The organism is Emticicia sp. C21, assembly GCF_003418935.1.
Classification (GTDB): Bacteria; Bacteroidota; Bacteroidia; order Cytophagales; family Spirosomataceae; genus Emticicia.
The window spans coordinates 157,016-169,943 of record NZ_QVMT01000011.1; the positions used below are offsets into that span (position 1 = coordinate 157,016).

11 protein-coding genes are annotated in these 12,928 nt (G+C 38.6%); 6 read left to right on the forward strand and 5 right to left on the reverse strand.

What is annotated here, in order from left to right:
- Window positions 1-32: 32 nt before the first annotated feature.
- From nuoF to D0T08_RS21610, 5 genes are read left to right on the forward strand one after another with little or no spacing between them, the layout of a single operon-like run.
- The gene (gene nuoF / locus D0T08_RS21590) at window positions 33-1,367 is read left to right on the forward strand and encodes an NADH-quinone oxidoreductase subunit NuoF (protein ID WP_116984765.1); all 1,335 of its coding nucleotides are present in this window, start codon (window positions 33-35) and stop codon (window positions 1,365-1,367) included.
- 36 nt (window positions 1,368-1,403) lie between these two features.
- On the forward strand, window positions 1,404-2,498 hold the full coding sequence (locus tag D0T08_RS21595; RefSeq protein WP_116984766.1) for a 2Fe-2S iron-sulfur cluster-binding protein: 1,095 nt from the start codon (window positions 1,404-1,406) through the stop codon (window positions 2,496-2,498).
- A 10-nt stretch (window positions 2,499-2,508) separates the two neighbouring features.
- The gene (nuoH, locus tag D0T08_RS21600) at window positions 2,509-3,684 is read left to right on the forward strand and encodes an NADH-quinone oxidoreductase subunit NuoH (RefSeq protein ID WP_116984767.1); all 1,176 of its coding nucleotides are present in this window, start codon (window positions 2,509-2,511) and stop codon (window positions 3,682-3,684) included.
- Between the two features lie 58 nt (window positions 3,685-3,742).
- Window positions 3,743-4,294: a 4Fe-4S binding protein gene (locus D0T08_RS21605; protein ID WP_116984768.1), complete on the forward strand. Its 552-nt coding sequence runs from the start codon at window positions 3,743-3,745 to the stop codon at window positions 4,292-4,294.
- 32 nt (window positions 4,295-4,326) lie between these two features.
- Window positions 4,327-4,872 carry an NADH-quinone oxidoreductase subunit J gene (locus D0T08_RS21610; protein WP_116984769.1) on the forward strand — a complete coding sequence of 182 codons (546 nt, stop codon included), beginning with the start codon at window positions 4,327-4,329 and terminating at the stop codon, window positions 4,870-4,872.
- 113 nt (window positions 4,873-4,985) lie between these two features.
- Here the strand turns inward: D0T08_RS21610 and D0T08_RS21615 are convergent, their stop codons facing one another.
- Window positions 4,986-5,351 carry a hypothetical protein gene (locus D0T08_RS21615; RefSeq protein ID WP_199538201.1) on the reverse strand — a complete coding sequence of 122 codons (366 nt, stop codon included), beginning with the start codon at window positions 5,349-5,351 and terminating at the stop codon, window positions 4,986-4,988.
- A 231-nt stretch (window positions 5,352-5,582) separates the two neighbouring features.
- Between D0T08_RS21615 and ade the strand changes: the two genes are divergently transcribed.
- A complete protein-coding gene (ade, locus tag D0T08_RS21620; protein ID WP_116984771.1) occupies window positions 5,583-7,229 on the forward strand; it encodes an adenine deaminase in 1,647 nt (548 codons plus the stop codon).
- 73 nt (window positions 7,230-7,302) lie between these two features.
- On the opposite strand, the gene D0T08_RS21625 is transcribed toward ade, so the two are convergent.
- The 4 genes from D0T08_RS21625 to D0T08_RS21640 all read right to left on the reverse strand — a co-directional run bounded on the left by D0T08_RS21625 (window position 7,303) and on the right by D0T08_RS21640 (window position 12,924).
- Window positions 7,303-8,250, reverse strand: a complete 948-nt coding sequence (locus D0T08_RS21625; protein ID WP_116984772.1) for a threonine/serine dehydratase — start codon at window positions 8,248-8,250, stop codon at window positions 7,303-7,305.
- A 25-nt stretch (window positions 8,251-8,275) separates the two neighbouring features.
- A complete protein-coding gene (locus D0T08_RS21630) occupies window positions 8,276-8,716 on the reverse strand; it encodes a DinB family protein (protein ID WP_116984774.1) in 441 nt (146 codons plus the stop codon).
- A gap of 1 nt (window position 8,717) precedes the next feature.
- Entirely contained in the window at window positions 8,718-10,265 is a 1,548-nt protein-coding gene (locus D0T08_RS21635) for a putative maltokinase (RefSeq protein ID WP_116984776.1), read from the reverse strand.
- A 232-nt stretch (window positions 10,266-10,497) separates the two neighbouring features.
- Window positions 10,498-12,924 (reverse strand): ABC transporter permease, encoded by a 2,427-nt coding sequence (locus D0T08_RS21640; protein ID WP_116984778.1) that lies wholly within the window; start codon window positions 12,922-12,924, stop codon window positions 10,498-10,500.
- Window positions 12,925-12,928: the final 4 nt, after the last annotated feature.

Here is a 12,928-nt window from a genome sequence, read left to right on the forward strand (position 1 = left end):
AATAAAAGTTTTTGATTTTCTAATATAGATTCATGAAGATATTAACCGAACATATTAACACCCCTGGTATTGAAACCTTTGATGTATATCGCAAAAAAGGTGGTTATACGGCTGTTGAGAAAGCAATCAAGACGATGGGTCCTGATGCAGTGGTAGAAGAAGTTAAGAAATCAGGTGTGCGTGGCCGTGGAGGTGCAGGTTTCCCGATGGGTATGAAGTGGTCTTTCTTGGCGAAACCAGAGGGTGTTCCTCGTTATCTGGTTTGTAATGCAGATGAATCGGAGCCGGGTACTTTCAAAGACCATTACCTAATGAAAAATATTCCTCACTTATTGATAGAGGGGATGATTATTTCGAGTTATGCTTTAGGGGCTAATAAATCGTTTATCTATGTAAGAGGGGAGTTAATGTACGTGATTCATATCCTTGAAAAAGCCATTGAAGAAGCAAAAGCGGCCGGCTTTTTAGGAAAGAATATCTTAGGAAGCGGTTATGATTTAGAATTAATAGTTCAGCCTGGCGGTGGTGCGTATATATGTGGAGAGGAAACAGCCTTGTTAGAGTCGTTGGAAGGTAAAAGAGGCAACCCAAGAAATAAGCCCCCTTTCCCTGCTGTAAAAGGCTTATACCAATGCCCTACTGTAGTAAATAACGTTGAATCAATTGCTACAACATCATGGATTATCAATAATGGTGGTGAGGCTTATGCAGCTATTGGGATTGGTAAAAGTACAGGTACAAAATTGATTTCAGCTTCAGGTCATATCAATAAGCCGGGTGTTTATGAAATCGATCTGGGTGTTTCTTGCGACGAATTCCTGAATTCTGATGAATATTGTGGTGGAGTCCGTAAAGGACATTATTTAAAAGCGGTAGTTGCAGGTGGTTCGTCAGTACCAATTGTACCTGGTCATTTATTTCTGAAAACTGCTAACGGAGAAGATAGATTAATGAGTTACGAGTCATTGTCAGATGGTGGTTTTGCTACCGGAACAATGTTAGGTTCTGGTGGTTTCATCGTATTTGATGAAACAGCTTGTATCGTGCGTAATACATGGAACTTTGCTCGTTTCTATGAGCATGAGTCTTGTGGGCAATGTTCACCTTGTCGTGAAGGAACAGGCTGGATGCAAAAAGTACTAAACCGTATTGAACATGGAAAGGGCTCAATGCATGATATTGATTTATTAGTAGATATTTCAAAGAAAATCGAGGGTAATACTATTTGTCCTTTGGGTGATGCTGCGGCTTGGCCTGTTGCTTCGGCTATCCGTCATTTCCGCGATGAATTTGAGTGGCATATCAAAGAACCAATTGCTGCCACAAGACCAGGTGCTGTTTATATGAAAGAAAGTGTGTTAGTGTAAGCTACCTGTTTAAACTGAATTAAGAAATTAGATTTTATGGAAAATACAGCCCCTCAATTATTTAAAGTAACCATTGATGGTGTAGAGGTTGAAGTACCACCAGGAACAACTATTTTGCAAGCGGCACGTAAAATTGGCCCAGAGGTTGCTCCTCCGGCTATGTGTTATTATGAACCATTGAAAGGTTCGGGTGGGAAATGCCGTGCTTGTTTGGTGAAAGTTTCTGCTGGTTCGGCTAAAGACCCTCGTCCTATGCCAAAATTGGTAGCTTCTTGTATTACGCCAATTCAGGATGGTATGGTAGTTGAAAACTACACAAACCCACAGGTGGTAGATGCAAGAAAATCTGTTGTTGAATTTTTATTAATCAATCACCCATTAGATTGCCCTATCTGCGACCAGGCTGGAGAATGTCATTTACAGGATTTCTCTTATGAGCACGGCGTTGGGACAACCAGATACGAAGAAGATCGCCGTACTTTCGAGAAAGAAGATATTGGTCCGTATATTCAGCTGCACATGACGCGTTGTATTCTTTGCTACCGTTGTGTTTACACAGCCGACCAGATTACAGAAAAACGTGTGCATGGGGTAATGAATCGTGGAGACCATGCAGAAATCTCAACTTATATTGGGCAGGCGATTGATAACGATTTCTCAGGAAATGTAATTGATGTATGTCCGGTGGGAGCGTTGACTGATAAAACTTATCGTTTCAAAAACCGTGTTTGGTTCTCAAAACCAGTTGATGCCCATTGTGATTGTGAAAAGTGTAGCGGTAAAGTACAATTGTGGTATCGTGGTGATGAGGTGATTCGTGTAACAGCCCGTAAAAACGAATGGGGTGAAGTAAAAGAGTTTATCTGCAATACTTGCCGTTTCGAAAGAAAACAAACTAGCGAATGGACAATCGAAGGGCCGACTAAGGTTTCTCGTGCTTCAGTTATTTCGGCAAATAAATACGGTAAAAACTTAGTTACAAAACCTGATTTCGCTCTGAAACTGGCTGAATCACAATACAAGAAAATTGATGATGATCGTCCGTATCTGCATGAGATGAGTGAGATTCAGCAATCAGAAGATTATAAAGCTTTGATGGCAAAAGACGAAAAATATTTTGGTCATAAGTAATTAACAAACTATGAACGGTTTTATTCAGTGGGCAAACGAAACCATGTTTCTTTGGAAAGCCCTTATTATTATAGTGATTTTTGCAATTACGCTCGGCATTGCGGCCTATTCAACATGGGCAGAGCGTAAAGTAGCCGGATATATTCAGGATAGACCAGGCCCAAACCGTGCGGGTTGGGGTGGTTTATTGCAGCCATTAGCTGATGCAGGTAAAATGTTCTTCAAAGAAGACTTTATTCCGGCACAGGCAGATAAATGGTTATTTATTTTAGGCCCTTGCTTATCGATGCTTACAGCCTTGATGTCAAGTGCAGTAGTGCCTTTTGGTGATGCATTTATTATCGGTGGCAAAGCAGTAACAGTACAAGCTATTGAAATCAATATTGGTATTTTATACGTATTCGGTGTGGTTTCTTTAGGTGTTTATGGAGTAATGATTGGTGGTTGGGCCTCTAATAACAAATTCTCTTTGCTAGGAGCTATTCGTGCTGCTTCTCAAAATATCAGCTACGAGTTAGCGATGGGTATGTCAATTATCGCTATCTTGATGATGACAGGCTCTTTGTCACTTCGTACGATAGTTGAACAGCAACACGGTTTTAACTGGAATATCTTCTATCAGCCATTAGGTTGTTTGATATTCATTGTATGTGCTTTTGCAGAATGTAACCGTACACCGTTCGATTTACCTGAGTGTGAAACTGAGTTGGTAGGTGGTTATCACACAGAATATAGTTCGATGAAATTAGGGTTTTACCTGTTTGCCGAATATATCAATATGTTTGCTTCATCTGCTGTAACAGCTTGTTTGTTCTTTGGCGGATACAACTATCCGGGTATGGATTGGGTACAGGCACAGTTGGTTGGTGCATTTGGACAAACAGTAGGACAAAACATCGCTACTTTCATCGGTATCGGTTCAATGTTTACCAAAATCCTTTTCGGAATCTTCTTCTTTATGTGGGTTCGTTGGACAGTTCCACGTTTCCGTTATGACCAATTGATGAATTTAGGTTGGAAAGGGTTGATTCCTTTAGCTGTCGGAAATATGATAATTACAGCGGTTGCCATGCTTTCGGGCTATAAATTAGCAGGAATCTGGATTGGCTTAGCAGTTTTGATTCTGATAATATCAATTTTCTGGGCTTTACGTCCAAGGAAAGAGGCAGCGGTTTTAGGTGCTTAAATATAATAAGCCATTAATTTGGATTCAAATTGATGGCTTGTATTGAAATATTAAAAATATGCAATTAACTAATAGAGCTAAAAAAACTGATAAGAGTGAGCTGAGTTTATTCGAGCGCAGCTACTTACCTTCTTTAGCAACAGGTTTAGGAATTACGATTCGTCACTTTTTCATGAAGAAGCCAACGATTCAGTATCCTGAACAAAAAAGATATTTAGGACCCGTTTTTCGTGGGCACCATATCCTAAAGAGGGATGAAGAGGGACGCGAGCGTTGTACTGCCTGTGGTTTATGCGCAGTTGCTTGCCCTGCTGAAGCTATCTCAATGGTGGCACAGGAAAGAAAAAAAGGTGAAGAGCATCTATACCGTGAAGAAAAATATGCGGCAGTATATGAAATTAATATGCTACGCTGTATTTTCTGTGGTCTTTGCGAAGAGGCTTGCCCTAAACAAGCAGTTTATCTTCGTCATGATAAATTTGTACCGGTATTCACAGAGCGTGAAGATGTGATTTTTGGTAAAGATAAATTGGTAGAAGACCCAAATAACCGCTATCGCCGTGATGCATGGACGAAAGAGGATGCAATGAAACTTTGGAAAAACGATTAACTCAAATAGAAATCATTTGAGATACTTATAATATGGAATATCTTAAAAACATACTAAGCCTCCCACCCATTTATTACACCTTTGCGATACTATCAGTACTGACTCTTTTCGGAGCCTTAGGTACTGTGATGTCACGCAACCCTGTGCATAGTGTAATTTATATGATAGTTACATTCTTTTCACTATCAGCGCACTATATTTTATTAAATGCACAGTTTTTAGCTGCGGTTAACATTATCGTATATGCAGGGGCAATCATGGTCTTGTTCTTGTTTGTTATCATGTTTTTGAACATGAAACAGGAAGCCGAAGAAATGAAAAAGGAAAAAATCATTTATACTGCTGTAATAACAGCTGTTATTTTAGGTGGGATATTGATTATTTTCTTACGTAGAGCCGAGCGCGAACCTGTGAATCCTTTGACTTATAACTCACAAAGTGGAATGATTGAGGTTTTGGGTAGATCATTATACGGCGAGTATCTTTTACCTTTTGAGTTGATTTCGATTTTGCTTTTGGTTGCCATGGCCGGAGCTGTAATGTTAGGGAAGAGAGAAGCCGGAGAGAGACATTTCTAAGATTTTGAATCAGAAATTTTCTATATAAAAAATCCCTTTCTAAACCAGGAAAGGGATTTTTGTTTGGAGCCATGTGTAATGAACTACACATCGCATTTATCAGGGTTCAATCATCAGATAGTCGATTCTTTTACGGAAATAACAATATTGTTTTTCTTATTATACTTTTCTACAAATTGTTGCCATGTCTCTTTTTTCTTAAAAACATAACGATATGCCCATAAGATTGTGGCTGTAGGAATAATATCAGTAAATGGTATAATTTCTTCCAAAAATCCAAATGCAGCCCCGAAACTTGTACGATGTACAGCAAATATTAAAGCTGCAATAACAGGTGCTAAAACCAAATCAAAAGTTTCGCCTAAGGCAGGTAATAAAAAAGTTGACATACCCAACGCATCTATAGCTAAACTTGCTAATAAATCAAAGCGACGTCTTTCAGCAAACTTTTCATTCAATTCTACGTTATTTTTGTTCATTTCAAATACGATTGATTAATTTATACATTTAAACGTAAAATCACTCAAAAAGTATCAAAAAAATAAATGTTTTTTGAAAAGTGCACGTTTGATGAAAATTTGACTATTTTCGTAGTACTAGTAGTCTGAGTTAGCCTTTTATGAAAAAGCATTATATCTTCAATTTGCAACCAGATATAATCAGATAAGCAACAAATCTATTTTACCCTATAAAATCAAGTTTTAGAGAAGATGACGACCTATACAGCCAATCTGGTAAATGTGTTTGACGGAACAATTGAATTTGGAGAATTAACGGTAGAAAACAAAAGAATTCAGCAGATAAAGTATCTAGGAGCCGAAAGAGCAGGGGAGAAGTATATACTGCCGGGATTAATAGATGCCCATATTCATGTGGAAAGTTCTATGCTTACTCCAGCTCAGTTTGCAAGGCTCGCTGTAGTACATGGTACAGTTGGAACCGTTTCGGATCCTCATGAAATTGCTAACGTTCTGGGAGCTGAAGGAGTAAGGTATATGATAGAAGATGGGCGTAAAGTACCTTTTAAATTCTGCTTTGGTGCACCTTCGTGTGTGCCTGCTACGGCTTTTGAAACTGCAGGAGCCACTGTAACGGTAGAAGACATTGCAAATTTATTTTCCTACAAAGAAGTCGGCTATCTGGCTGAAATGATGAACTTCCCGGGTGTATTGAACGAAGATCCTGTTGTGATGCAGAAACTGGCTTTAGCTAAAGCTTTTAATAAACCTATAGACGGCCATGCTCCAGGGTTAAGAGGAGCAGCTGCCAAGAAATATATAGAAGCAGGTATTGAAACTGACCACGAGTGTTTTACCAAGGGTGAAGCCCTCGAAAAACTGAAATTAGGTATGAAAATCCTGATTCGGGAAGGAAGTGCCGCTAAGAATTTTGAAGAACTGATTCCCTTGGCTGATACCTATTATTCAGAAATGATGTTCTGCTCAGATGATAAACATCCGGATAATTTAGTGGAAGGACATATCAATCAATTGATTAAAAGAGCAATAGCCAAGGGCATAGATAAGTTTAAAGTGCTACGTATGGCTACCATTAATCCTGTATTGCACTACCGGATGAATGTGGGTTTATTAAGAGAAGGAGATTGGGCAGATTTCATCATAGTTGATAATCTGGAAAATTTTGAAGTGCTTGAAACCTATATTGATGGAGAAAAAGTAGCAGAAAATGGAACTTCATTAATGAAAAACCTTACAAGTGAAGTAATTAATAATTTCAACTGTCGACCACTTGACCCTCAGGATATAGTAGTAGTAGCGCCTCATAAAGGCAATCTATTGCGTGTAATCCAAACCATAGACGGGCAGTTAATTACTAAAGAATTACTAGTAGAGCCAAAAATAGCAGAAGCTAAAGTAGTTTCAGATATAGAGAATGATATATTAAAAGTTGTAGTTCATAATAGATATAATGATGCTAAACCAGTGATAGCTTTCATTAATAATTTTGGTTTAAAAGAAGGTGCAATCGCTTCGTCGGTAGCGCATGATTCTCATAATATTATAGCAGTAGGCGTTGATGATGAATCTATCTGTGAGGCAGTTAATCTGATAGTAAGAGAGAAAGGCGGAGTGTCTGCTGTAAGCAACATGAAAAAAGGTGTTTTGGCCTTACCAGTAGCGGGATTAATGAGTAATGAAGATGGTTACAAAGTAGCTGAAAGCTATACCATGATTGATAAATTTGCCAAAGAACAATTGGGTAGTACACTTATCTCTCCATTCATGAGCCTCTCATTTATGGCGTTATTGGTAATTCCTTCATTGAAATTAAGTGATTTAGGTTTATTTGATGGAAATACGTTTAGTTTTGTGGATTTGTTTCAGGCACAAGAATAGTAATTCATTTATGATTTTTTAGCTCGTTGAAACACAATGCATCGTGTCTCAACGAGCTAAAAAATCAATCTTTTCAAAATGGCAATTTCCCTAAATCGACATTTCCCCCAGTAAGAATAATACCAACCCGTTTCCCTACAAATCGATTTTTTTCTTTAAGTAATGCCGCAAAAGGGACTGCAGATGATGGTTCAATCACAATCTTCAATTGCTCCCAAACCAAACGCATAGCCGCAATAATTTCTTCTTCGCTAACAGTGATAATATCTTTTACATAAGTGCGAATAATTTCAATAGTCTTGTCTCCCAAAGTAGTTAATAAACCATCAGCAATAGTCTTAATATAAGGTGCTTTTTCTATTTTACCACTTTTGAATGATAATATGGCATCGGCTGCACCTTCGGGTTCTCCGGCTATTACTTCAGCATTTGGTAATAGATAATGTGTTGCTAAGGCAGTGCCGCTTAATAGGCCACCACCTCCTACAGGTGCCATTATTACATGCAGGTCACCTGCTTGTTCAATTAATTCTACAGCTGCAGTTGCTTGTCCGGCTATTACATCATAGTTATTGAACGGATGTATGAAAGTTGCTCCTTTTTTTTCGATTATCTTTTGAACTGTGGTTTCTCTCGCCTCCAAAGTAGGCTCACATTCAATGATTTCACCACCCAAATATTTTACCCCATTTTTTTTGATTTCAGGGGCATTGTTAGGCATTACGATATAAGCCCTTGAGCCGACAGCTTTGGCAGCCAAAGCAATGGCCTGCGCATGATTTCCTGATGAATGTGTAGTAATACCCTTTTGCTGGTCTTCTTTGCTTAAAGACAATACGGCATTCATGCCTCCACGCGCCTTAAACGCGCCGATTTTTTGAAGGTTTTCGCATTTAAAGAATACGTGGCAACCTGCTAGCTCATTAATGGCATCCGAAGTCAATACAGGTGTTTTATTAATATAAATTCTGATTCTCTCGTGAGTATCTCTGATGTCGTCAAATGTTGGAATATGATTCATTAGAATGTTGATGAAAAGCGCCGATTTAACGGTAATAAAAAATATAGTCAGTGGCCGGAAGTTTCTCTACCTGGCCTTTGATTAATAAAACGATTTGACCTCTATGATAGGAAGCGTGTAGTGCCATGTGTGTGAGTATATCACTCAATATACTACTATGTTGCTCACCTCTTGAATTGGTATATCTAACAACACGATCGAAATCTTCTCTGTCTATGATTTGCTGTAATGATTGATAATTTGCATCAAACAATCCTTTTACAGCTTCTTTCTCATAGATTGACCAAACCTTAGTATCTGACCGTGTGCCATTCATCCTCTCAATCCAGATAGTTTGGGCTGCTGCCATATGAGAGATGATTTCATGTGTTCTGTCAGAGGCTTGTCTCGCCTCCAGAAATGTCTCTAAAACCTTGACATTAGCCCAGTGTTCGTGCTCGAAGAGTTTCTGAAAATATGCTTTCATATCAACGTCTTAGTTTTTCAATTTCATTAATTACCTCTACAATTCCTTTTAATGGAATTTTCACCCATGTTGGTCTATAATTAACTTCATAGCCTAATTCATAAATGGCTTTTTCCAACAAGTGGAACAATAGAAGGTAGTTTACTTCATTTGGGTCTTTAAATAAAGGATGTGGCGACCCAAACATCGACAAATACTCTTCTAAATAAGTATCTTTAATTAGTTTATACCAACGGTCAGCCGCGCGCTGCAAGACAACCGTTTCCTTTGTACTGGTTTCAGCTGAGTTAAAGAGTTTGGCAGAAACAGCATAATGATACGAACGAATCATACCTGCCACATCTTTTAACGGAGAATGTTTGATTTTGCGCTCGGTAATGCTACTTTCAGGCTCTCCCTCAAAATCTATAATGACAAGATCATCATTAGTTGCCAGAATCTGCCCTAGATGAAAATCACCATGTATACGTGTTCGGAAGGATGACAGCGGACGAGTCAGCACCTGATCAACAAAGTCCAGAATCAGGTCTTTAGCTTCCATAAATGTCCAGGCGAGATTCTGAGCCTGCTCATCTAACTTTAAATAATTATCCGTCAGAAGTGTGTAGCGACGCTCTAGTAGCGTTTCAAATTTTTCGTGTAAATATCTTCTATATGGGCGGTCGAATGGTTCAGCATTGAAACTATCTGCGCCACGTAAGGCAAATAAAGCCAGGTGCATTTGTGCGGTGCGGTGTGCCAGTTGCGTAACTTTATCGAATACGGATTCTTTAATCTGGAAATTTCCCTCTACAAAGGCTTCTAGAAAGTCATTCAGGTAATCGCCTGTCATGCTCCAGTCGTCTTTGATATTTTCTACCACCTGCACCATTACTCCGAAAGTTACCGCAGCATCATTTTGACGATTCCATGTAATACTTCCGGCAAACAATGGGATATTTCTGAATTCTGAATACTGTGTAATGAATTCAACCATCTCAACTTCCGGATTGGTCTCTGAAAAGATTTTTCGATACAATTTTAGAAAGTATTTTCCGCCAAAAATCATGGCCGAATTAGAAGAGTCAATATCAGGTAAATTAGAATCTATTTCGTCTGATTTTTCTACAAAAGCTTTCCCTTTTGAAAAGGTTAATAAATCCTTATTATATTGTGTGAGTTGAGATTGATTGAAAATACTTTTGTAAAGTGCATTGCGGAAATTGGCATCATAGATGGCATCAACTAGATGCCCAGTCTTATCGTCCAATGATGCCTTACTGAGAATTCCTTTTGTAGGAATATCCTGCGTATTTTCTTCAACAAAAGAAAGAGGGAGCAGATATAATTCATTATCACCTTCTTCATATCGGGCTTCAAAAACCATGAAGATGAACTCTTCAAAGTGCACGACATGTCTTACTTTCAATTGTTTAATCTTCCGTGATTTTCCGGCAAACCAACGGCATTGCTTGATATAAGGTGGTAGAATGTTATCTTCTAAAACTGTGTGTACATACTTATCCTTCTCAAATCCTTTCCACTCAATGGTTAATACGAATTCGGTCATTTTAGCAAGATGGTTAAAGTAATATTTGCGAAGATAGCATTTAGCCTTACATTTTTTTAATTATTTATTATATTTCATTTTTTATTAATAGATTATCTGGATGACCAATGTGATACGAGTAAAATTTATTAATAAGCTCTTAAAAACAAATAAACCATCTATTCTCAGATTGCTGAAAATAGATGGTTTCTAATTTTATTTTTGTTGTAAAGCTTAATTATTAAATTGAACTCTATTCGCTCTTCAAAACTTTCACAGGATTAGTTCTCGCAGCTTTCATCGTTTGCGATCCAATCATAATAAATGCGATTAGTAGTACTACTAGCAAGCCGATAAACAACTCAATAATTTGTACAGGTGTATGATACGGGAAATTTGTAAGTACAAATTTCTCAAAAAAAATGTAGGTTAAAGGTAGAGCGATGAGTGCAGATATTGATAACATTACTAGAAAGCCCCGGCTCAATAAATAGATAAGACTACCAGAGTTTGCACCCATCACTTTACGGATTCCAATTTCTTTCAGTCTGGTTTCAGTTGTGAAAGCTACCATTCCTAGCAATCCCATTGAAGCAATAGAAATGGCCAGAATTGAAAGAAATCCAATAACCTTAATCATGATAGAAAATTCGCTGTATGCATCCTGTATTTCTTCACTATAGAATTTGGCATCAAATGGATGAACCCTGTCAATCTTCTTCCAAGCTGACTCAATTTTTGCCATAGTAGCCTGAATATCATTGCTTTGAATTTTGGCGTTAATAACCGCCCTGTTTCCAGGTACCCAAGACATAAAAGCTACAGGTTCGATTAGATTATCGACTTTTCCATAATGAAAGTCTTTCATTACGCCCACAATTTTCATCTTTCGATTTGGCATATTGAAACTACTAAATGTGATTTCTTCCCCAATCGCTTTCTCCGGGTCTCTTTTACTGATGTTGAACCGTTTTAACAATTGCTCGTTAACTATTATTTCTCTTACAGCGTCGGCAGTGGTTGGGCGTGTTATAAAACCATTTCCGGCAATGAGCTTATATTCATGCAGTGCCAGATAATTTTCGTCAACATTGTTTGTCATTACCAGTGCAGAATCGCGAGAATCTTTATATTTCATAAATCCACCCCAAGCATTACCGACACTGGTAATAATCAGCGACTTAGATACCGATATTACCTCCGGCATCTCGCCTAATTCCTTAGCGAACGCGTCAGGTTTATTACCTTGCATATCTATGTTCAAGATGTTTTCTGTGTTAAAGCCGAGGTCGAACGACAGTATGTTTTTGTATTGAACATAGCCTATAGCAGTTGTTGTTATAAAAATTAGTGTAAGTGTATATTGAACAACTACCAGGGCACGTCTGAATGTTAAGTGTTTAAATCCTTTTATTGAAGATTCATTCCTAAGCGCATTGATGGCGTTGACTTTCGAAAAGAAAAGGGCAGGCATGAAACCGGCAATAATCCCTACTATAATTGAAAAGACTATGAATAATAAGACCATAGGTAGGGTGAGTCCTAACTTCACAGTCCGCTGCATCTCCGGTGCAAGATTAATCAATTGCGGGCGTAGTATAAGGAAGATAAAAAATGAAAGAGAAAGGGCCGCCAATGAAATCATGATTGACTCTACAAGGAACTGTTGCCAAACCTGACTCTTCTGAGCACCAATAGCCTTGCGGATACCTACTTCTTTAAAACGGCGCATGGCGCGTGCTATCGAAAGATTGGTGTAATTGAAACAGGCAGACAATATAACAACTAAAGCCAGCCCACCAAGTATCCAAAGGACAGTAGGGGACATGTGAGGACCTACAGATCCCGGTCCCCCCTCGGAGGCGCGGAAGTTTTCGCCAACTACGATATTGTATAGAGGGAGAAGCTCGAGTTGGATTTTGGTATTTTCTTCGGCAAGGTTTTCTTCGTTTGAAATAGCCTTGAGTTGAGACTGGATGGATGCTATATTAGCGTTTTCAGGCAGTAGCAGGTATACAAAGTTTGAGGACATATTTGTCCACTTCCCGAAATTGTTATCGTTTTTGTTGAGTTGCTCTGCTGTAGATAGTGATACCAGGGCCTCGAAATTAATATGAGAGAAGAAAGGGACGTCTTTCATTACACCTGTTACCTGATAATCCTGAGTATCGAACCTGATTACCTTGCCCAAAACATTTTCACTGCCAAAGAGTTTTTTGGCGGTTGTCTGCGTCAGAACGATTGAATAGGGATCTTTTAGAGCAGTTTCCGGGTCCCCTTGCAGCATTGGATAAGTAAAGACTTTGAGAACGGATGGATCTGCCCACATACCCTTAACAGGGAGTGTATGATCACCAACTTTCGCATCCTGCGAAAAGTCATTGCGCAAAATAGCTACTTCTTGTACGCCTGTCACTTTTTGTCGGATAAGCTTACCTGTTTTAATTGAGGTAGTTGCAAACTTGCCGCTTTGTTTACGATTTTCTGTTAGTACATTGGTAATACGATAAACCCGGTCTCCATTTTTGTTGAATCTGTCATAAGACCGCATGTCGAGTACAAACGCAATCAGCAGTAACCCAACAGACATACTGATGGCGAGACCAACAATATTAATGAAAGAGAACATTTTATTGCGCAATAAGTTGCGTTTCGATGTTTTGATGTAGCTTCCAATCATAATT

Bases quoted from the DNA above. Each gene is read 5' to 3' on its own strand.
- nuoF (WP_116984765.1), top strand. From the start codon at position 33: ATGAAGATATTAACCGAACATATTAACACCCCTGGTATTGAAACCTTT.
- D0T08_RS21595 (WP_116984766.1), top strand. From the start codon at position 1,404: ATGGAAAATACAGCCCCTCAATTATTTAAAGTAACCATTGATGGTGTA.
- nuoH (WP_116984767.1), top strand. From the start codon at position 2,509: ATGAACGGTTTTATTCAGTGGGCAAACGAAACCATGTTTCTTTGGAAA.
- D0T08_RS21605 (WP_116984768.1), top strand. From the start codon at position 3,743: ATGCAATTAACTAATAGAGCTAAAAAAACTGATAAGAGTGAGCTGAGT.
- D0T08_RS21610 (WP_116984769.1), top strand. From the start codon at position 4,327: ATGGAATATCTTAAAAACATACTAAGCCTCCCACCCATTTATTACACC.
- D0T08_RS21615 (WP_199538201.1), bottom strand. From the start codon at position 5,351: ATGAACAAAAATAACGTAGAATTGAATGAAAAGTTTGCTGAAAGACGT.
- ade (WP_116984771.1), top strand. From the start codon at position 5,583: ATGACGACCTATACAGCCAATCTGGTAAATGTGTTTGACGGAACAATT.
- D0T08_RS21625 (WP_116984772.1), bottom strand. From the start codon at position 8,250: ATGAATCATATTCCAACATTTGACGACATCAGAGATACTCACGAGAGA.
- D0T08_RS21630 (WP_116984774.1), bottom strand. From the start codon at position 8,716: ATGAAAGCATATTTTCAGAAACTCTTCGAGCACGAACACTGGGCTAAT.
- D0T08_RS21635 (WP_116984776.1), bottom strand. From the start codon at position 10,265: ATGACCGAATTCGTATTAACCATTGAGTGGAAAGGATTTGAGAAGGAT.
- D0T08_RS21640 (WP_116984778.1), bottom strand. From the start codon at position 12,924: ATGATTGGAAGCTACATCAAAACATCGAAACGCAACTTATTGCGCAAT.